This is a genomic window from Sphingomonas prati (genome assembly GCF_014643515.1).
Taxonomy (GTDB): Bacteria; Pseudomonadota; Alphaproteobacteria; order Sphingomonadales; family Sphingomonadaceae; genus Sphingomonas_R; species Sphingomonas_R prati.
This window is the reverse complement of the sequence record NZ_BMJP01000004.1, coordinates 152,872-170,337: the sequence shown is the minus strand read 5'-3', so window position 1 is coordinate 170,337 and position 17,466 is coordinate 152,872. Positions and strand designations below refer to the sequence as shown.

The window sequence follows — 17,466 nt, the reverse complement described above, 5'->3', positions numbered from 1 at the left end:
GCAGCGTGCCTCCCCCCGTCGCGGTCAGTGGTTGTCGCGCGGCAGGCCCATGGTCTGGGCGATGCGCTGGTACTTCTCGGCGCCTTCCATGATCGCGCCGGTGTTGAGTTGGCCCACCGTGGCGCGCTGGATTTCCTGCCACGGGGTCTGCGAGGCGGGGTAGCGGTAGCCGCCGTCGGCCATCAGCGCGGTGCGGCGTTCGGCCAGTTCCGCGTCGGACAGCAGGACGTCGGCGGTGCCCTTGTTCAGGTCGATCCGGACGCGGTCGCCAGTGCGGAGCAGGGCCAGGCCGCCATTGGCCGCGGCCTCCGGCGAGGCGTTGAGGATCGAGGGCGAGCCCGAGGTGCCGGACTGGCGACCGTCGCCGATGCAGGGGAGCGCGTGAACCCCCTCGCGGATCAGATAGGCGGGCGGGCGCATGTTGACGACCTCGGCGGCACCCGGATAGCCGATCGGGCCGGCGCCGCGCATGAACAGCAGCGTGTCGGTGGTGATGCCGAGCGCCGGATCGTCGATCCGGTGGTGATAATCCTCCGGCCCGTCGAACACGACGACGGGGCCTTCGAACGCCTCCGGATCGTCCGGGTTGGAGAGGTAGCGGTCGCGGAATTCGGGGCCGATCACGCTGGTCTTCATGATCGCAGCGTCGAACAGATTGCCCGACAGCACGACGAAGCCGGCGTCCTGCAACAACGGCGTCGCGAACGGGCGGATGACGCGTTCGTCCTCGATCGTCGCATCGCGGCAATTGTCGCCGATCGTGCGGCCGTTGGCGGTGATCGCATCCTCGTGGATCAGGCCCTGCTTCATCAGTTCGCCCACCACGGCGGGGACGCCGCCGGCATGGTAGTAATCCTCCCCGAGATATTCGCCGGCGGGCTGGAGGTTGACCATCAGCGGCACCTTGTGGCCGTGCGTCTGCCAGTCCTTCAGTTCCAGTTCGACGCCGGTGTGGCGCGCGAGCGCGGCCAGGTGGATCGGCGCGTTGGTGGAGCCGCCGATCGCGGAGTTGACGACGATCGCGTTCAGGAACGCGTCGCGCGTCATGATGTCGGACGGCTTCAGATCCTCTGCGACCATGTCGACGATCCGCTTGCCGGTGAGATACGCGATCTCCTGACGATCGCGGTAGGGCGCCGGGATCGCGGCGGAACCGGGCAGCTGCATGCCGAGGGCCTCGGCCAGCGAGTTCATCGTCGTGGCGGTGCCCATGGTGTTGCAATAGCCGGTCGACGGCGCGGACGAAGCGACGAGCTTGATGAAGCCGGCGTCGTCGATCTCGCCGGTGGCGAGCATCTGGCGCGCCTTCCAGACGATCGTGCCGGAGCCGGTGCGCTCACCCTTGTGCCAGCCGTTGAGCATTGGGCCGACCGACAGCGCGATGGCGGGGATGTTGACGGTCGCCGCGGCCATCAGGCAGGCGGGCGTCGTCTTGTCGCAGCCGATGGTCAGCACGACGCCGTCGAGCGGGTAGCCGTACAGCACCTCCACCAGCGCCAGATAGGCGAGGTTGCGGTCGAGCCCGGCGGTCGGGCGCTTGCCGGTTTCCTGGATCGGGTGGACCGGGAATTCGAGCGCAATCCCGCCCATTTCGCGGATGCCCTCACGCAGCCGCTCAGCGAGCACGAGGTGGTGGCGGTTACAGGGCGACAGGTCCGACCCGGTCTGCGCGATGCCGATGATCGGTTTGCCCGATTGCAGTTCTTCAAGCGACAGACCGAAGTTCAGATAGCGTTCGAGATAGAGCGCCGTCATGTCGATATTGTCGGGATTGTCGAACCAGGCGCGCGAGCGCAGCGGGGGGAAGCGGGTGTCGGTCATGATGCGGGTTCCGGTCGGATCAGCGTTGTACGGAGAAGCGGTAGATCATCTGGTGATGGTAGGGTTTGCCCGGGTCGACGCGTGCGGACACGAACGTCGGTTGGTTGGGCGCATCGGGGAATTTCTGTGGTTCCAGCGCGATGCCGTCGCCCATCCGGTACAGATGGCCCGACTTGCCGACGAAGGTGCCGTCGAGGAAGTTGCCGGTGTAGAATTGCAAGCCCGGTTCGGTGGTCAGCACTTCGAGCACCCGGCCCGACGCCGGATCCATCAGGCGGGCGGCGAGGCCCGGGGTAGCGGTAACACCCTTGTCCAGCGCGAAATTATGGTCGTAGCCCTGGCCGTAGCGCAGTTGCTGGTCGCGGCCGTCGCGCAGCGAGCGGCCGATGACGCGCGGGGCGCGGAAATCGAACGCGGTGCCTTCGACGGGGCGCAGTTCGCCGGTCGGGATCAGCTTGGCATCGACGGGGGTGATCGCGCGCGCCGGGATGGTGAGCAGATGGCCCATCGCGCCGGTCGGCGACCCTTCGCCGCCGAGGTCGAAGATGCCGTGGTTGGTCATGTTGACGACGGTCGGCTTGGTGGTCTTCGCATCGAACGTGATGCCGAGGCTCCCGCTTTCGTCGAGCGTGTAGGTGGTGGTGACGTCGAGCTTGCCGGGATAGCCGGACTCGCCGTCGGGGCTGGTATAGGCAAGGACCAGCTTGGCCACAGCGCCGGGCGTGATCGACACGACGCGCCAGGCGACCTTGTCGAACCCCTTGCCGCCGCCGTGCAGCGAATTGGTCTTGTCGTTCAGCGGCAGCTGGTAGCGCTTGCCGTCGAGCGTGAAGGTGCCGCCGGCGATGCGATTGGCATAGCGGCCGACCGTGACGCCGAAGAAATTGGGGTAGTCGACAAAGGATTTCAGATCGTCATAACCCAGCACGACATCGGCCATGCGGCCGTTGCGATCCGGTGCGATGACCGCTTGCAGCGTCGCGCCGTAAGTGAGGACACGCGCAGTGAGACCGGCCTTATTGGTCAGCGTAATGGTTTCGATGACGGTGCCGTCCGCCAGTGTGCCGGCGGGCGCGCGCGATATGGTCGACGCCTGCGCGGTTCCGGCCATGCCGGCCAGCAACGCGGCCGTATGTACGATCAGACCCAGAGTTCGCATGCCGACATCCCCACGTAATTCTGGCCCAACGTGAACCGATGGCGCCGTTGACGCGCCTTGCGTCGGTATATAGTCGGACAACATCGAGTAGGGCAAGCCGCGCGCACGCGAGCACGACGTAAGCACCCGGGACGGAGAAGGTGAACAGCATGGCGATGCCAATCCAGACATCTAGGGCAGGCGGCGGGGCCACCAGCGCGGCGAGCGGCGCGCCGGCGACGAGTTATCGCGCGGCGCTGACGCTGCTTGCCAGCTTGTTCTTTATGTGGGGGTTCATCACCGTCATCAACGGCACGCTGCTGCCGCATCTGCGCAGCGTTTTCGAGCTGTCCTACACCCAGACGACGCTGATCGAGTCCGTCTGGTTCATCGCATATTTCTTCGCGTCGATCCCGTCGGCCAAGCTGATCGAGCGGATCGGGTATCAGCGGTCGATGGTCGTCGGGCTTGGCATGATGGCGGCCGGCGCGTTGATCATGGTGCCGGCGGCGCGGATGCCGTCTTATGAAGTCACGCTGTTCGCGCTGTTCGTGATCGCCAGCGGCATCACGCTGCTGCAGGTCGCGGCCAACCCCTATGTCGCGGTGGTGGGCAGTCCGGAGACGGCATCGTCGCGGCTGAACCTGGTGCAAGCGTTCAACTCCGCCGGCGCGACGCTGGCCCCGCTGTTCGGCGGCTACCTGATCCTGGGGCGGACGACGTCGGGCACCGCGGCGGCCGGTGCGGCGGCGCTGACTCCGGCGGAGCGGCTGGCCGATGCGCAGTCGGTCGTGCTGCCCTACCTGATCGTGGCGGGCGTGCTGGCGGTGCTGGCGGTCGTGATCGCGCGCTTCCCGTTGCCCGCGATGGGGGCCGCGACGCAGCGGTCGGCCAAGGCGGACCGCAAGGGCCTGTCGCTCTGGACGCATCGCAACCTGGTGTTCGGCATCCCGGCGATCTTCATCTACCTGATCGCCGAGATCGGAGTGGGCAACCTGTTCATCAACTTCGTGTCGCAGCCGGACATCGGCAACCTGACGCATCAGCAGGCGTCGAACTACCTGTTCCTGCTGTGGGGCGGGATGATGGTCGGCCGGCTGGTTGGCGCATTCGTGATGCAGAAGGTCGATGCGGCCAAGGTGCTGGCGGTGGCGAGCATCGGGGCGGCGATCGTGATGCTGATCGCGACGTTCACGACTGGCCATGTCGCGATGTGGGCACTGATTTCGGTCGGACTGTTCCACTCGATCATGTTCCCGACGATCTTCACGCTGGGCATCAAGGGGCTGGGGCCGCTGACCGAGGAAGGGTCGGGCCTCCTGATCATGGCGATCGCGGGCGGTGCGCTGGTCGTGGTTCAAGGCTGGCTGGCCGATGCGTATGGCCTGCAATGGTCGTTCCTGCTGACCGTGGCGTGCGAGGCGTACATCCTGTTCTACGCGCTGGTGGGCTCGCGGGTGACGAATGCGCTGCCGGATGCTCGGGTGGCGTGATGTCGGGGGCCGCGGTTGGTCCGCGGCCTTGCAAGCTCGGCGTGATTTGAGCCTGTCGAGAACTGCGCGGGGTTCTCGACAGGCTCGAACCAAACAGGTTGGTGCGTGGTGCATGTGCCACGCCCGTGGCGGTGTCGGCGTCTCGGCTGCGCTCGACGGCTCCCTCGACTTCGCTCGGGATGGGTGGAGTAGGTAACTAGGCCGGTTTCATCGCGGCTTTTGTGTCTTCCAGCGCCTGATCGACCAGGACGCGCATCGCTTCGCTAGCTGCTGCGGGATTGCCGGCGGCGATGGCGTCGTAGACGCGGCGATGGTCGGGGATCGGGTTGCGGGGCAAGCCCTGCGAACGCTGTTTGAACTTGGTGGTCCAGTGAACCGCGGCGCCGATGCTGGCGCTGAGCACCACGAGCGAATCGTTGCCGGTCGCGTTCAGCACGGCGTCGTGGAAATCGCGGTCCGCGGCGCGCCCCGCCTCGCTGGCGAGCGTGTGGCGCGTCATGCCGGCGAGCGCGTCCTTCATGAGTTTCAGGTCGGACCGTTCGCGGCGTTCGGCGGCGAGCGCCGCGGCGGCCGGTTCGACGATGCCGCGCAGTTCGAACAGGCCGCGAATGAACCGCATGTCGGGTTCGCCGGTGAACGCCCAGGCGAGAACGTCCGGATCGAGCACGTTCCAGCGGTTGCGCGGCAGGACGCGGGTGCCCGCCTTGGGACGGCTTTCGACCAGACCCTTGGCGCTGAGCACCTGGACCGCCTCACGGTAAGCGCTGCGCGAGACGCCGAGCGCTTCCGAGAACACGACTTCGCCCGACAGCACGTCGCCCGGCGCATATTCACCGGACAGGATCGCCACGCCGAGTTTATGCGCGATCGCGCCGTGAAGGCGCCGACCGGTGCCGCGCGACGCGGGGGCGGCCACCGCGGTCGGCGCGTCAATCACGGGGTCAGGCAGTTTGTCTTCGACAGGTGCCACGTCCGCATCGGATTTCAGGTCGTCCAACCGCCCCTCCCAGAACATATTTCAACGGCGTAACAGGGGAGGCGGTATCGTGGAACGAAAAACGCCGACAGTCGCGCGTCGCCTGACAAACTGCGGTTAGGCGACCGAGGCGTAGTAGCTCGACACGCGGCCCGCGTAGGCGCGGTCGAACACCGGTTCGGTGCTGCCGCTGAAGCTCGGCCCACCTTCGAGCAGTCTCTTGTCGATCGACACGACATAGCCCACATTTTCGGCATCGTAGGTGAGCGCCGACCACGGCACCGGATAGAAGGTCTGGCCGATGCCAAGGAGACCGCCGATGCGCAGCACGACATAGGTGACCTGGCCGGTGCGGCGATCGATCTTGAACGTCGACACCGCGCCCAGCGCCACACCGTCGCGCGTGCGGACGGGCGTGCCGTCCACCTTGTGCGAGGAGATCAGGAAATCGACGTCTTCGGCGGGAAGGTCGAGGGGCTGGGTCATGCGCGGTCTCCTGGGTTTCGGGGCGTCAACCCTTTCGGGGTTGGGGTGTTCCCCCCGACCCCGATCCTGCACGACCCGCCGCGAAGAAACCAGCGATCGACGGGCCGCCCGGTATCCCCGATCAGTCGCGATAGTCGAAGCTGCGCGCCTGCTGCCCGATCAACGTCACTTCGACGCGGCGGTTGAGCTGACGGCCCGCGGCGGTGGCGTTGGTTGCAACCGGCGTGGTTTCGCCGAAGCCCTGGACTCGGAAGCGATCGCGTTCGACGCCCATCGTGCCGAGCGCCTGGCGAACCGTGCTGGCGCGGCGTTCCGACAACTGCTGGTTCGCGGCGGCGGCGCCGACCGAATCGGTGTGGCCGTCGATCCGGACCCGGACGTTGCGGTTCGCGCGCAGATAGCCGGCGAGCGGACGGAGCCGCGCCTCGGCACCGGGGCGCAGTTCGGCGCTGCCGGTGCGGAACAGCACGTCCTGCAGCACGAGCGTGGCGCCATAGCGGGTCTGCTTCATGCGGTAGTCGCGCATGCCGCGGCGATCCCAGCCGCCGCCCTGCGGTGCGACCGGCACGGCGACCACGACGTCGCGGGAATCCCAGTCGAAGCGGCGGCGGTTCTGACCGGCGATGCGCGCGAAGGCGGCGTTGGCGTCGTCCGCCTCGCGCCGGTTGATGCGGCCGTCGTCGTTGCGGTCGAAATTGCGGAGGACGAAGGCGCGGCCGCGGTTGGTCTCGCTGAGTTCGGGGTAGAGGATCGGCACGCCGTTGCCCTGGAGCAGGATGTCGCGTTCGCCGCGCCGGCCGCCGCCGAAGTCGAAACGGTCCTGCGCGGATGCCGACGCAGGGACCGCGGCCAGCGTCAGGGCGGCGAGGGTGGTGGTCAATATCGTGCGCGTGAAGGTCATGATCGGTCTTGCTCCTGTTCGAATATGCGGCTCCTTTCGGCCGGGTGCGTTGAACCCGCGATGAGTGATGATGTTACCTGCCGTTCATGCGGCGGGTGGAGCGATTTGCCGTTCCGGGTTAGGCTGATGATCAACAGGAGAGCCGCGATGCAGAACGAAGACACGGTGTTGCAGACGCTGCTGCCCGTCACGCACGATCTGGGCGGGTTCAAGGTCCATCGCACATTGCCGCACAAGGAGCGGACGATGGTCGGGCCGTTCGTGTTCTTCGACCAGATGGGGCCGGCGCACCTGCCGCAGGGCGAGGGGATCGACGTGCGGCCGCACCCGCATATCGCGCTGAGCACGGTCACCTATCTGTTCGACGGGGCGATCGATCATCGCGATTCGCTGGGCACCGTGCAGACGATCGGGGTGGGTGCGGTGAACCTGATGACCGCGGGGACGGGCATCGTCCATTCCGAACGGTCGCCGATCCTGGAGCGTGCCAAGGGGCCGCCGCTGTCGGGGATCCAGACGTGGCTGGCGCTGCCCGACGGGCGGGAGGAGATCGACCCGGCGTTCCAGCATATCGCGGCCGACGCGCTGCCGGTGTTCGGCGACAGTGGCGCGCGCGCGACGGTGATCATGGGGACGCTGTGGGGGCAGACATCGCCGGTCACCGCGCATGCGCCGACCATCTATGCCGACATCGCGTTGGAGCCGGGCGGGCAGGTACCGATCGATGCCGACGCCGACGAGCGCGGGCTGTACCTGGTCGAGGGGGAGGCGACGATCGACGGGCGGCCGCTGGCCAAGATGGCGCTGATCGTGCTGCGCCCGGGGATCACCGCGACGTTGAAGTCGAGCGGCGGCGCGCGCGTGATGCTGGCCGGTGGCGGGGCGTTTGCGACGCCGCGCCATGTGTGGTGGAATTTCGTGTCGTCGTCGCAGGAGCGGATCCGCCAGGCGCGGGCTGACTGGACCGCCGGCAAGTTCGCGACCGTGCCGGGTGATCCGGAATATATCCCGATCCCGCCGGTGCCGAATACGGTCAGCTATCCGTGAGCGCGTTGCGGCGGATCGCGCTGTCGACCGGGGTGTCGCTCGACGTCGCGGTTGAGGGCGATCCGGGGGCGCCGGCGATCCTGTTCCTGCATGGGTTTCCGGAGTCGCATCGGACGTGGCGGCACCAGATCGCGGCGTTGTCGGCGGACCATTACTGCGTGGCGCCGGACCAGCGGGGCTATGCGGGATCTTCGAAGCCGGAGGCGGTGGCGGACTATGGCATCGACCGGCTGGTGGCGGATGTCGTTGCGTTGGCCGATGCGCTGGGGATCGGGCGGTTCACGCTGGCGGCGCATGACTGGGGCGGGGCGGTCGGCTGGGCGACGGCGTTGCGCCATCCCGACCGGGTCGAACGGCTGGTGATCGCCAATGCACCGCATCCGCTGCTGTTCCAGCGCGCGCTGATCGACGATCCGGCGCAGCGCGCGGCAAGCCAGTATATCCGCGCGTTCCGCGATCCGGGGATCGAGGCGCGGGTCGCGGAGATGGGGCTGGACGGGTTCTTCGACCGGAGTTTCGCGCCACACGTCGATCCGGCGCGGGTGACGGCGGCGGACCGGGCGGACTATCTGGCAGAGTGGGGCCAGCCGGGGGCGCTGACGGGCATGCTGAACTGGTACCGCGCGGCGCCGATCGTGGTGCCGGCGATGGACGAGGTTCTCGCCCGGCCGGCTTGGGTGGATGCGGCTTTTCCGGCGCTGGAGATGCCGGTGCTGGTGGTGTGGGGGATGCGGGACCGGGCGTTGCTGGCGGCGCAGCTCGACGGGCTGGATGCGGTGGTGCGCGACCTGACGGTGGCGCGGATCGATGCGGGGCATTTCGTGCCGTGGGAGGCGCCGGACGCGGTGACTGGGGTGATGCGGGAGTGGTTTGGGCGGGGACAGCGTTCCGTTCGTGCCGAGTAGAGACCGAGTAGCGCTCCTGCGCGTAGCGAAGGCTCGTATCGAAGCATGGCTTCGCGGGCGGGACTGATCCTTCGATACGGGCCTTCGACTTCGTTCAGTCCCTACTCAGGATGAACGGTTTGGAATGGGTTCCGAGCATCGTCCTTGGGGCGCTGTCGGCTTCTCGGCTTCGCTCGAAAGGGCCTCAACTTCGCTCGGGATGGGCGGGGTTGGGGGGGTAGCGCGAGTTCTCGACAGGCTCGAACCGAACGGATCTGGGTGATGCACCACTCTCGCACACGCCGTCGGACCCGGAGGCGTGTCGGGTCGTTGTGCGGGGATGCGGGCGTTTTCTCAGCTTCTCGACAGTCTGGTTTATACGCGGTCGCGTAATGCGAAGCTGAAGCTGATCGCGGATTATCTGCGGGCGACGCCGGACCCGGATCGCGGGTGGGCGATGGCGGCGCTGACGGGCGATCTCGATATTCCGGCGGTGAAGTCGGCGGCGATCCGGGCGCTGGTGGAGGAGCGGGTCGATCCGGTCCTGTTCCGGATGAGCCGTGACTATGTGGGCGATACAGCCGAGACGGTGGCGCTGTTGTGGCCCGCGCCGGCGGGGGAGCCGGCGGAAATCGACGACGGATCGCTTGGCCTCGCGGCGGTGATCGAGCGGTTGCGGAGCCTGAACCGGGTGGAGGGACCGCGCGCGATCGCGGGGATGCTCGACCATCTCGATTCGTCGGGGCGTTACGCCCTGCTGAAACTGGCGACCGGCGGCCTGCGGGTCGGCGTGTCGGCGCGGCTGGCCAAGACCGCACTGGCGAACGGGTTCGGGCTGGATGTCGATGCGGTCGAGGAGATCTGGCACGGGATCGACCCGCCTTACGCCGCGCTGTTCGCGTGGGCGGAGGGGCGCGGGGAGCAGCCGACGCCGGCCGACGTGCCGGTGTTCCGGCCGTTCATGCTCGCCCATCCGCTGGAGGACGCGATCGTCGACATGGCGGACTATGTCGCGGAGTGGAAGTGGGACGGCATCCGCGTGCAGATCGTGCGGACCGCGGGGCAGACGCGGCTGTACAGCCGGGCGGGCGATGACATCACCGGCAGTTTCCCGGACGTGGCGGCGGCGGTGCGGCATGACGGCGCGCTGGACGGCGAGCTGCTGGTCAAGGGTGCGCATCAGGGCGGGACGCTGGAGGATGGCGGCGGGGCGGCCAGTTTCAATGCATTGCAGCAACGGCTGGGGCGCAAGCTGGTGTCGGCCAAGATGCAGGCGGATTATCCGGCGTTCGTGCGGGTGTACGACATCCTGCTCGACGGGACGGAAGATGTCCGCGCGCTGCCGTGGACCGAGCGGCGTGCGCGGCTGGAGGCGTTTGCGGGGGCGCTCGACCCGGACCGGTTCGACCTGTCGGCGGTAATCGATGCGGCGGACTTCACCGCGCTGGAGGAGATCCGCGCGACGTCGCGCGATGCGGCGATCGAGGGGGTGATGCTGAAGCGTCGCGACAGTCCGTATGTCGGCGGGCGGCGCGCGGGCATGTGGTACAAGTGGAAGCGCGATCCGCTGAGCTGCGACTGCGTGATGATGTATGCGCAGCGTGGGTCGGGCAAGCGATCGAGCTTCTATTCCGACTATACGTTCGGATGCTGGACCGAGGAGGGCGAGTTGCTGCCGGTCGGCAAGGCGTATTCCGGGTTCACAGACGAAGAGCTGAAGTGGCTCGACAAGTTCGTGCGGACCAACACGACGGGGCGGTTCGGGCCGGTGCGCGAAGTGGAGAAGACGCTGGTGCTGGAGGTCGCGTTCGATTCGATCCACGAGTCGAAGCGGCACAAGTCGGGGCTGGCGATGCGGTTTCCGCGGATCAGCCGGATCCGGCGCGATAAACCGGCGGCGGAGGCGGACCGGATCGACACGCTGCGCCGGATGATCGGCTAGCAGCGCCCTGGGGGCCGCTCAGCTGTTCCGGTCGATGACGGATTGCAGGACGGACGGGTGCATCGGCGTCGTGAATTCCGCGCCGATGCGGAACCCGGTGGCCCAGGCAACGCGCGCCATCATGGGGGCGAGGCCGGGGAGCGTGAGCCAGAGCGTGGTGCCGACGCGCGGCGGATCATCGACCTCCGTACAGAAGCCGCCGGGCGACAGGTCGACCAGCCGGACCGAGAAGCGTTGCAGACCTTGGCGGCGCAACGAAACCGGGAAGTCCGCCGGGGTGCGTTCGGTGCGGCGTGGCGTGTGCGATTCGTCGGTGGATGGCACGGCGCTGGCGGCGTCAACGGCGGCGGATTCGGTCATCGGCATAGTCCTTTCGTACTCCGGACTACACCGCGAAACATCGCCATAGCGTTAACATAGAGTTGCGATCCGGGGTTTAACGCCGGAGACGCGGTCAATTCGGAATGCGAATCTCGAACAGCGACGGCCAGTATTTGCCGGTGACGAACAGCCGGTCCTTTGTCGCGTCATAGGCAATCCCGTTCAGCACCGCGTCGGGATCGGTGACCGGCACCTGCGCGACGAGGCTGCGCAGGTCGAGCCAGCCCTTCACGCGGCCGGTGGAGGGATCGATCCGCGCGATCATCGCGGTCTGCCAGACATTGGCGAGGATCTCGCCCTTCACATATTCCAGTTCGTTGAGGTTGAGGACCGGCCGGCCGTTGGCGGTGACGCGGATGCGGCCCTGTTCGGCGAACGTCACGGGATCGAGGAAGCGCAGTTCGGATGTGCCGTCGGACAGGATCAGGCGGCGGCCGTCCTGCGTCAGGCCCCAGCCTTCGCCGAGGTAGCGAAATTCGGACTTCTGACGCAGCGTCGCGCGGTCCCAGCGCCAGCCGGTGCCGTTCTGCCAGCTGAGGCTGACGAGGTCGTTCTTCCAGAGCGCCATGCCTTCGCCGAACACGTCGGCGCGCACGGCCGCGCTTTGCAGCACCTTGCCGTCGGCCAGCCGGACGTGGCGGATCTGGGATTGGCCAACCTGACCGGTGCTCTCGTAGAACGACCCGTTATGCCAGAGCAGCCCTTGCGTGAAGGCACCGGTGTCGTGCGGGTAGCGTGCGACGACCGTGGGGACGACGATCGGTGCGGGCGCCGCGTCGGATGGGAGGGCGGTATCGACGGGCCGGTCCTCCAGAGCGGGTGCGGGTGGGGTCGCCGAGCAGGCCAGCGAGGCGCCCAGCAGGGGGAGCAGGCAGAACAGCAGACGCATGCGGCGGGTTCCGTGACCGGGAAAGAGGGCGCGTTATCGGCGCGGTAGAGGCGGGAGGGAAGTGTTTGTTGTGGGGGTCGGGATGCGGGGTGTGATGAGGGGGAGCATCCAGGTCCCGGCCCGCGCCAGGGAGCTGTTCGCTTGGCTCGTCGTCATCCCTGCCCGGGGTGGGCGTCCGGGACGGCCAACAGCAAAAACCCGGCCCTCCGTGGGGAGGACCGGGCTTTGTTCGGCACCGCGGATGCGGGCCAGGGTTAGGCGAGCGAGGTGAGGTTCACCGCGGCGTACTTGCCGCGACGGTCGACCTCCAACTCGAATTCGAGCCGGTCGCCTTCGTTGAGGTTGGTCATGCCGGCACGTTCGACGGCCGAAATGTGGACGAATGCGTCCGGCTGTCCATCGTCGCGCTGAATGAAGCCGAAGCCCTTCATCGCGTTGAAGAACTTGACCGTGCCGCTGGCCTTTTCGCCCGTCAGCTGACGCTGCGGGCCACCGGCACCGGCACCACCGGCGGGCGCGCCGCGGGGGGCGCCCATGCCACCGGCATCGCGATCGCGCGGCGGGCCGCGGTCCTCGGTCACCGGCATCGGCTCGCCGTCGATCTTCAGGTCGGTCGCGGAGACGCGGCCGCCGCGGTCGACGAGCGTGAACTCGAGCGGCTGACCTTCGGCCAGACCGGTGAGGCCTGCCTGCTCGACCGCCGAGATGTGCACGAACACGTCTTCGCCGCCATCATCACGGACGACGAAGCCGAAGCCCTTCTGACCATTGAAGAACTTAACGACGCCCTTGCCTTCGCCGATCACCTGGGCGGGCATGCCGCCACGGGCACCGCCGCCGCCGCCGGCACCGCCGCGGAAACCACCGCCGCCGCCGCCGAAGCGATCACCGCCGCCACCGCCGCCGTAACCGCCGCCGCCGCCGCTGTTGCCACCGCCGAAACGATCGCCGCCGCCACCGTAGGAGCTGCCGCCGCCGCCGAAGCGATCACCGCCACCGCCACCGCCGTAGCCGCCACCGCCGCCGCCGCCGCCGTAACCGCCGCCGCCGCCGTAGGAACTGCCGCCGCCGTAGCTGCTGCTATCGTCGCCGCCGAAGTTACCCTTGCCTTTGTCGCCGCGCTGCCCGCGCCGTCCTCGATCGAAACTCATGCCTAGTAAATCTTTCCCGGTCGCCCCTGCAGTGAATAGCATGCACGCCGGGCGAGGCGTACGCACTGTCCAGCACGAGCCAAGGCCGTGCCAAAGAATCGCCATAAAGTATTTCGGTGCCCACGGCGAGTCGTTTCGCCGGAGTGGTGCGGTGCCGGGGTGGATCGATTTTGCCCTGTAGCTCGGTTGCCATCCCGTCCGGCATCGCGCCGTGCCCGCGCTTTGCGATTGAGCCCGCGTCCGGCACCGCCTATGCGCTGATCTATGACAGTCCATTTCCATGAAGAAGATCTTCCGGCCGGCGTGCTCGCCCCCGGGCCCGTTGCGGTCGATACCGAGACGATGGGGTTGATGACGCCGCGCGACCGGTTGTGCCTGCTCCAGATCTCCGACGGGGGCGGCGACGAGCATCTGGTGCGGTTCGCCCCGGACAGCGACTATGCGGCGCCCAACCTTCGCGCGGTGCTGGCCGATCCGGAACGGCTGAAGCTGTATCATTTCGCGCGGTTCGACGTGGCGGCGATCCGCTACTATCTCGAGGTGACGGCGGCGCCGATCTACTGCACCAAGATCGCGTCGAAGCTGATCCGCACCTATACCGACCGGCACGGGCTGAAGGAGTTGGTGCGCGAGCTTCTGGGGCAGGACATCAGCAAGCAGCAGCAGTCGTCCGACTGGGGCGCACCCGACCTGAGCGATGCGCAGAAGGATTATGCCGCGTCCGACGTGCGGTTCCTGCACGCGATGAAGGCGAAGCTGGACGTTCGGCTGGAACGCGAGGGGCGGATGGGCCTGGCGCAGGCGTGCTTCGACTTCTTGCCGACGCGTGCCGCGCTGGACATCGCCGGCTGGGCGGAGGTCGATATCTTCGCCCATGTCTGAAGCAGGCGCCCAGGCACGGAGCAAGCGCCAGCAATGGGCGGCGCGCGGCGGCAGCCACGACCGGCTGATCGGCCTGCTGCGCATCGCGTTGCCGATTGCGATCGCGGCGCTGTTCGTGCTGCTGGCGGTGGCGCCGCTGCTGGGCGGGCGGGACGTGAGCTTCGTGTTGGCCAAGGACCGCGTCGATGTGGCGCGCGAGCGGATGCGTGTGACCGAGGCGAACTACCGCGGGCAGGACGCGAAGGGCCAGCCGTTCCAGCTGCGCGCGGCGTCCGCTGTGCAGCAGACGTCGCGAGATCCGGTGGTGCGGATGGACGACCTGTCGGCGCGGATCGCGCTGGACGACGGCCCCGCGACGATCGTGGCGCGCAAAGGGCGCTACGACATGGATACGGAACGGGTCGCGATCGACGGGCAGGTGCTGTTCAGCGGGGCCAACGGATACCGGATGCAGACGCGCGACGTGACGGTGGACCTGAAGACGCGCAAGATTGCATCGGGCGGTGCGGTGGACGGCAAGGGCGAGCTGGGCACGTTCCAGGGCGGGCACATGACCGGCGACCTGAATACGCGCGTCGTGACGTTGACCCAAGGTGTCCGGTTGCAAATCCCCCGGCGTGAGGCCAAGTGACGGCCATGATCCGCATCCTCGCCCCCGTCCTGATCCTGTTCGGCACGGCCGCGCTGGCGCAGACCTCTACCGGACTGGCCGGGCTCGATACGAGCGGGCCGATCGACGTGACGTCCGACTCGGGGACGCTGGCCAGCCGCGACGGGCGCGCCGTGCTGAACGGGAATGTCCGCGTGGTGCAGGGGAACCTGAAACTGACGTCGGACCGCGCGACGATCACGTATCTGACGGTGGCCGGCAATCCGCAGATCCAGCGGCTGGATGCGAGCGGCGGCGTGACGGTGACCGCACCGACCGAAACCGCGCGCAGCCAGTTCGCGATCTACGACCTGAACAAGCGCGTGATCACGATGCTGGGCGGCGTCGTGCTGACCCGGCAGGGCGGCAATCAGGTCCGCAGCCAGCGGCTGGTGTACGACCTGACCTCCGGCCGCGCCAACGTCGACGGCGGCGCGCAGGGCGGGCGAGTGACCGGGCGCTTTACGGTGCCGGACCGGAAGTAGCGTCTTCCGTCGGGTTTTGAACAGCTGTCACTCTAGCGCTACATTCCGCCGCGTTCTGTGGAGTTATTCACTCTTGGACCCGTTTGGTCAGGATTTGTTAGGAAACGGGCACATCGTCTTCGACGGGTGCGAACAAACGGCGCCAGCGAGGCTGATCCGTTGGGCCTACGCCAGGTGAACGCACTGGTGTTGTGCATCACCAACCCGGCCCGATTTCCGTCGTTGTTTACATAATGCAAAGCTTCCGGATGCTGCCCGGCGAACAGGGCGCGGTAACGCCCGTCGGCTGGATTGCTCGGCGGGATCGCTTTCGATCGGGGTTCGCGGCGGACGGGGAGCTTCGTGCGAGTAGCGTGTCGCTATCGCGCTCCTGATATGCCCGGCGATGCCGGCTACAGCGGCTCGCCGGTGTCGGGATCGATCGGTGGCGCCGCGTCGCGCGCCATCACGTCCGCGATATCCGGTTCGGTCGGCAGGTCGGGTGATTGGTGTCGGTAACCACCGAGATCCGGGGTCGCCGCCAGATCGTCAACGCGCCCGATGGAAAGCACGGGTGTCTTGAGCAGAGCGCTGTTGCGTATAGCGAGGACGGGAGGCGCGATCGGCGGCGAGCTTTTCAGCCGAGCGTCGCGCTCCGTTTGCGCTTGATCGATCAGGGGCGCTGTTCGCTCGACCGGGGCCATTTTCTCGGCGAAAAAGGTCAGCGCAGTCATCGACCTCAGCAGTGGCACACTCGTCCGGATCGTATCGCCGGTCGTCACGCACCCTTGAAGCCTTTCACCCAGCGCCATGGCCGCGGACCGCTCCTGACGCGAATAGGGCTGTGACCGGAGGAACGTCGCCGCTTGGACGCGTCCGGTTCGCATGACACAGTGGAGCAGCGTGTCCGACGGCAGGATCGCAGACGATGCGGGCGCTTCTCCGCCCTGGCCCTTGGCCAAACGCGACAGCATCGGTCGGTCGAGCAATGCCTCGGCAAACGCGCCGGCAAGTAGAGCGGCCGTAACCCGCAGGCCACGAGCAGATGAGCATGCCCAGTTCGACGCGAAAACGGACCGGAACCGCGCCATGTCTCCGGTACGGATATAGGCAGTGACGGCGGCGCTGCTGGACACTCCCTGATTCTTTATGATGCAGACGACCAGTTGGTGAAGGCGAAGCACGTCTTCCCGCTCGATGCGCGACCCGCAGACGCGAATGTCGTCGCCCTCGCTCACCTCGCAGACTACGTCGGGCAGGATCCGGACGGACGTCGTTGCCGCGAGTGCAGGCTGCCCAAAGATCATGCCGATGAAGAGCAGGATCGAGCTGAACCACTTGTGGCGATGCGACGATACCATGGGTTCTTCTCATGCTGCGTTACATAGGCTTTTGAGGCCTGTGGCCTGGGGACGCAATAATAACCGGTTGATTCCTTGCGGTTGTCTACGGCTGCCCACAAGATGCGAATCTCCAGGTCGTGTATCTAGCACGCCCGGTCCTGCGTCCACGTTCCAGACCGACCGGCCGTGGGGACACACCAAGCGATTGTCGGCGCGCTTCGCCTCCGCTAGGCAGCGGGGATGAGCGAGACACTGATCCTGGCGGATGCGAGCAGCGATGGCCATGCGGTGGCGCGCGGGTTGTCGATCGTGTCGATCGCCAAGTCGTACGACCGGCGGCAGGTGTTGTCGGACGTGTCGCTGGACGTGGCGCGTGGCGAGGTGGTCGGGCTGCTCGGGCCGAACGGTGCGGGCAAGACGACGTGCTTCTATTCCGTCATGGGGCTGGTGAAGCCGGACGCGGGACGCATCCTGCTGGACGGCGAGGATATCACCGGGCTGCCGATGTACCGCCGCGCGATCCTGGGGCTTGGGTATCTGCCGCAGGAGACGTCGATCTTCCGCGGGCTGACCGTGGCGCAGAACATCATGGCGGTGCTGGAACTGGCCGAGCCGGACAAGGCGGCGCGCGCGGCGAAGCTGGAGACGCTGCTGGAGGAATTCCACATCGGGCGGCTGCGCGATTCGCCGGCGATGGCGTTGTCGGGCGGCGAGCGGCGGCGGTGCGAGATCGCGCGCGCGCTGGCGGCGGACCCGTCGATCATGCTGCTGGACGAACCGTTCGCGGGCATCGACCCGATCTCGATTGCCGACATCCGCGATCTGGTAAAGGACCTGAAGCGGCGCGACATCGGCGTGCTGATCACCGACCACAATGTCCGCGAGACGCTCGACATCGTCGACCGCGCCTGCATCATCTATGACGGCAAGGTGCTGTTCCAGGGCAGTCCGCAGGCGCTGGTGGCGGACGAGAATGTGCGCCGGCTGTATCTCGGCGAGAGCTTCGCGCTCTAGCGGGA

The 17,466-nt window shown here is 67.4% G+C and carries 17 protein-coding genes; 8 read left to right on the top strand and 9 right to left on the bottom strand.

Annotated features, from left to right (window positions below):
* Window positions 1-24 precede the first annotated feature (24 nt).
* Complete coding sequence (locus tag IEX50_RS13065; RefSeq protein ID WP_157176343.1) at window positions 25-1,821, bottom strand: IlvD/Edd family dehydratase; 1,797 nt, start codon at window positions 1,819-1,821, stop codon at window positions 25-27.
* Between the two features lie 19 nt (window positions 1,822-1,840).
* Window positions 1,841-2,980 (bottom strand): aldose epimerase family protein, encoded by a 1,140-nt coding sequence (locus tag IEX50_RS13060; protein ID WP_157176344.1) that lies wholly within the window; start codon window positions 2,978-2,980, stop codon window positions 1,841-1,843.
* A gap of 149 nt (window positions 2,981-3,129) precedes the next feature.
* Here IEX50_RS13060 and IEX50_RS13055 point away from each other — a divergent pair, with 149 nt between their 5' ends.
* Window positions 3,130-4,452 (top strand): sugar MFS transporter, encoded by a 1,323-nt coding sequence (locus IEX50_RS13055; protein ID WP_184075267.1) that lies wholly within the window; start codon window positions 3,130-3,132, stop codon window positions 4,450-4,452.
* Between the two features lie 196 nt (window positions 4,453-4,648).
* Here the strand turns inward: IEX50_RS13055 and IEX50_RS13050 are convergent, their stop codons facing one another.
* From IEX50_RS13050 to IEX50_RS13040, 3 genes are all read right to left on the bottom strand, one after another.
* Complete coding sequence (locus tag IEX50_RS13050; protein ID WP_373285320.1) at window positions 4,649-5,389, bottom strand: FadR/GntR family transcriptional regulator; 741 nt, start codon at window positions 5,387-5,389, stop codon at window positions 4,649-4,651.
* A gap of 156 nt (window positions 5,390-5,545) precedes the next feature.
* A complete protein-coding gene (locus IEX50_RS13045; protein WP_157176346.1) occupies window positions 5,546-5,914 on the bottom strand; it encodes a PRC-barrel domain-containing protein in 369 nt (122 codons plus the stop codon).
* 121 nt (window positions 5,915-6,035) lie between these two features.
* Window positions 6,036-6,815, bottom strand: a complete 780-nt coding sequence (locus IEX50_RS13040) for an OmpA family protein (protein ID WP_157176347.1) — start codon at window positions 6,813-6,815, stop codon at window positions 6,036-6,038.
* Window positions 6,816-6,962: 147 nt separating this feature from the next.
* On the opposite strand from IEX50_RS13040, the gene IEX50_RS13035 reads away from it, so the two are divergent.
* The 3 genes from IEX50_RS13035 to IEX50_RS13025 all read left to right on the top strand — a co-directional run bounded on the left by IEX50_RS13035 (window position 6,963) and on the right by IEX50_RS13025 (window position 10,688).
* A complete protein-coding gene (locus IEX50_RS13035) occupies window positions 6,963-7,862 on the top strand; it encodes a pirin family protein (protein ID WP_157176348.1) in 900 nt (299 codons plus the stop codon).
* Window positions 7,859-8,767 (top strand): alpha/beta fold hydrolase, encoded by a 909-nt coding sequence (locus IEX50_RS13030; protein ID WP_157176349.1) that lies wholly within the window; start codon window positions 7,859-7,861, stop codon window positions 8,765-8,767. Before IEX50_RS13035 ends, IEX50_RS13030 begins: the two co-directional genes overlap by 4 nt.
* A 319-nt stretch (window positions 8,768-9,086) precedes the next feature.
* Window positions 9,087-10,688, top strand: coding sequence for a cisplatin damage response ATP-dependent DNA ligase (locus IEX50_RS13025; RefSeq protein WP_157176350.1), 1,602 nt, complete (start codon window positions 9,087-9,089; stop codon window positions 10,686-10,688).
* An 18-nt stretch (window positions 10,689-10,706) separates the two neighbouring features.
* On the opposite strand, the gene IEX50_RS13020 is transcribed toward IEX50_RS13025, so the two are convergent.
* The 3 genes from IEX50_RS13020 to IEX50_RS17750 form a co-directional block, all read right to left on the bottom strand.
* Window positions 10,707-11,048, bottom strand: a complete 342-nt coding sequence (locus IEX50_RS13020) for a PilZ domain-containing protein (protein WP_157176351.1) — start codon at window positions 11,046-11,048, stop codon at window positions 10,707-10,709.
* Between the two features lie 94 nt (window positions 11,049-11,142).
* A complete protein-coding gene (locus IEX50_RS13015; protein ID WP_157176352.1) occupies window positions 11,143-11,958 on the bottom strand; it encodes a glutaminyl-peptide cyclotransferase in 816 nt (271 codons plus the stop codon).
* A 254-nt stretch (window positions 11,959-12,212) separates the two neighbouring features.
* Window positions 12,213-13,109, bottom strand: coding sequence for a cold-shock protein (locus IEX50_RS17750; protein ID WP_157176353.1), 897 nt, complete (start codon window positions 13,107-13,109; stop codon window positions 12,213-12,215).
* Between the two features lie 264 nt (window positions 13,110-13,373).
* Here IEX50_RS17750 and IEX50_RS13005 point away from each other — a divergent pair, with 264 nt between their 5' ends.
* Genes IEX50_RS13005 through IEX50_RS12995 form a run of 3 tightly spaced genes read left to right on the top strand, consistent with a single transcriptional unit; the run spans window position 13,374 to window position 15,125 of the window.
* The gene (locus tag IEX50_RS13005; RefSeq protein ID WP_157176354.1) at window positions 13,374-13,991 is read left to right on the top strand and encodes a ribonuclease D; all 618 of its coding nucleotides are present in this window, start codon (window positions 13,374-13,376) and stop codon (window positions 13,989-13,991) included.
* A complete protein-coding gene (gene lptC, locus IEX50_RS13000) occupies window positions 13,984-14,622 on the top strand; it encodes an LPS export ABC transporter periplasmic protein LptC (protein WP_157176355.1) in 639 nt (212 codons plus the stop codon). Before IEX50_RS13005 ends, lptC begins: the two co-directional genes overlap by 8 nt.
* Before the next feature lie 5 nt (window positions 14,623-14,627).
* A complete protein-coding gene (locus tag IEX50_RS12995; RefSeq protein WP_157176356.1) occupies window positions 14,628-15,125 on the top strand; it encodes an LptA/OstA family protein in 498 nt (165 codons plus the stop codon).
* A 392-nt stretch (window positions 15,126-15,517) separates the two neighbouring features.
* Here IEX50_RS12995 and IEX50_RS12990 read toward each other — a convergent pair whose 3' ends face one another.
* Window positions 15,518-16,465 carry a hypothetical protein gene (locus IEX50_RS12990; protein WP_157176357.1) on the bottom strand — a complete coding sequence of 316 codons (948 nt, stop codon included), beginning with the start codon at window positions 16,463-16,465 and terminating at the stop codon, window positions 15,518-15,520.
* A gap of 222 nt (window positions 16,466-16,687) precedes the next feature.
* Here IEX50_RS12990 and lptB point away from each other — a divergent pair, with 222 nt between their 5' ends.
* A complete protein-coding gene (gene lptB, locus IEX50_RS12985; protein WP_157176358.1) occupies window positions 16,688-17,461 on the top strand; it encodes an LPS export ABC transporter ATP-binding protein in 774 nt (257 codons plus the stop codon).
* Window positions 17,462-17,466 lie beyond the last annotated feature (5 nt).

Bases quoted from the DNA above. Each gene is read 5' to 3' on its own strand.
- lptC (WP_157176355.1), top strand. From the start codon at position 13,984: ATGTCTGAAGCAGGCGCCCAGGCACGGAGCAAGCGCCAGCAATGGGCG.
- IEX50_RS13020 (WP_157176351.1), bottom strand. From the start codon at position 11,048: ATGACCGAATCCGCCGCCGTTGACGCCGCCAGCGCCGTGCCATCCACC.
- IEX50_RS13045 (WP_157176346.1), bottom strand. From the start codon at position 5,914: ATGACCCAGCCCCTCGACCTTCCCGCCGAAGACGTCGATTTCCTGATC.
- IEX50_RS13055 (WP_184075267.1), top strand. From the start codon at position 3,130: ATGGCGATGCCAATCCAGACATCTAGGGCAGGCGGCGGGGCCACCAGC.
- IEX50_RS12990 (WP_157176357.1), bottom strand. From the start codon at position 16,465: ATGGTATCGTCGCATCGCCACAAGTGGTTCAGCTCGATCCTGCTCTTC.
- IEX50_RS13035 (WP_157176348.1), top strand. From the start codon at position 6,963: ATGCAGAACGAAGACACGGTGTTGCAGACGCTGCTGCCCGTCACGCAC.
- IEX50_RS13065 (WP_157176343.1), bottom strand. From the start codon at position 1,821: ATGACCGACACCCGCTTCCCCCCGCTGCGCTCGCGCGCCTGGTTCGAC.
- IEX50_RS13005 (WP_157176354.1), top strand. From the start codon at position 13,374: ATGACAGTCCATTTCCATGAAGAAGATCTTCCGGCCGGCGTGCTCGCC.
- lptB (WP_157176358.1), top strand. From the start codon at position 16,688: ATGAGCGAGACACTGATCCTGGCGGATGCGAGCAGCGATGGCCATGCG.
- IEX50_RS13015 (WP_157176352.1), bottom strand. From the start codon at position 11,958: ATGCGTCTGCTGTTCTGCCTGCTCCCCCTGCTGGGCGCCTCGCTGGCC.
- IEX50_RS13060 (WP_157176344.1), bottom strand. From the start codon at position 2,980: ATGCGAACTCTGGGTCTGATCGTACATACGGCCGCGTTGCTGGCCGGC.
- IEX50_RS12995 (WP_157176356.1), top strand. From the start codon at position 14,628: ATGATCCGCATCCTCGCCCCCGTCCTGATCCTGTTCGGCACGGCCGCG.
- IEX50_RS13040 (WP_157176347.1), bottom strand. From the start codon at position 6,815: ATGACCTTCACGCGCACGATATTGACCACCACCCTCGCCGCCCTGACG.
- IEX50_RS13025 (WP_157176350.1), top strand. From the start codon at position 9,087: ATGCGGGCGTTTTCTCAGCTTCTCGACAGTCTGGTTTATACGCGGTCG.
- IEX50_RS17750 (WP_157176353.1), bottom strand. From the start codon at position 13,109: ATGAGTTTCGATCGAGGACGGCGCGGGCAGCGCGGCGACAAAGGCAAG.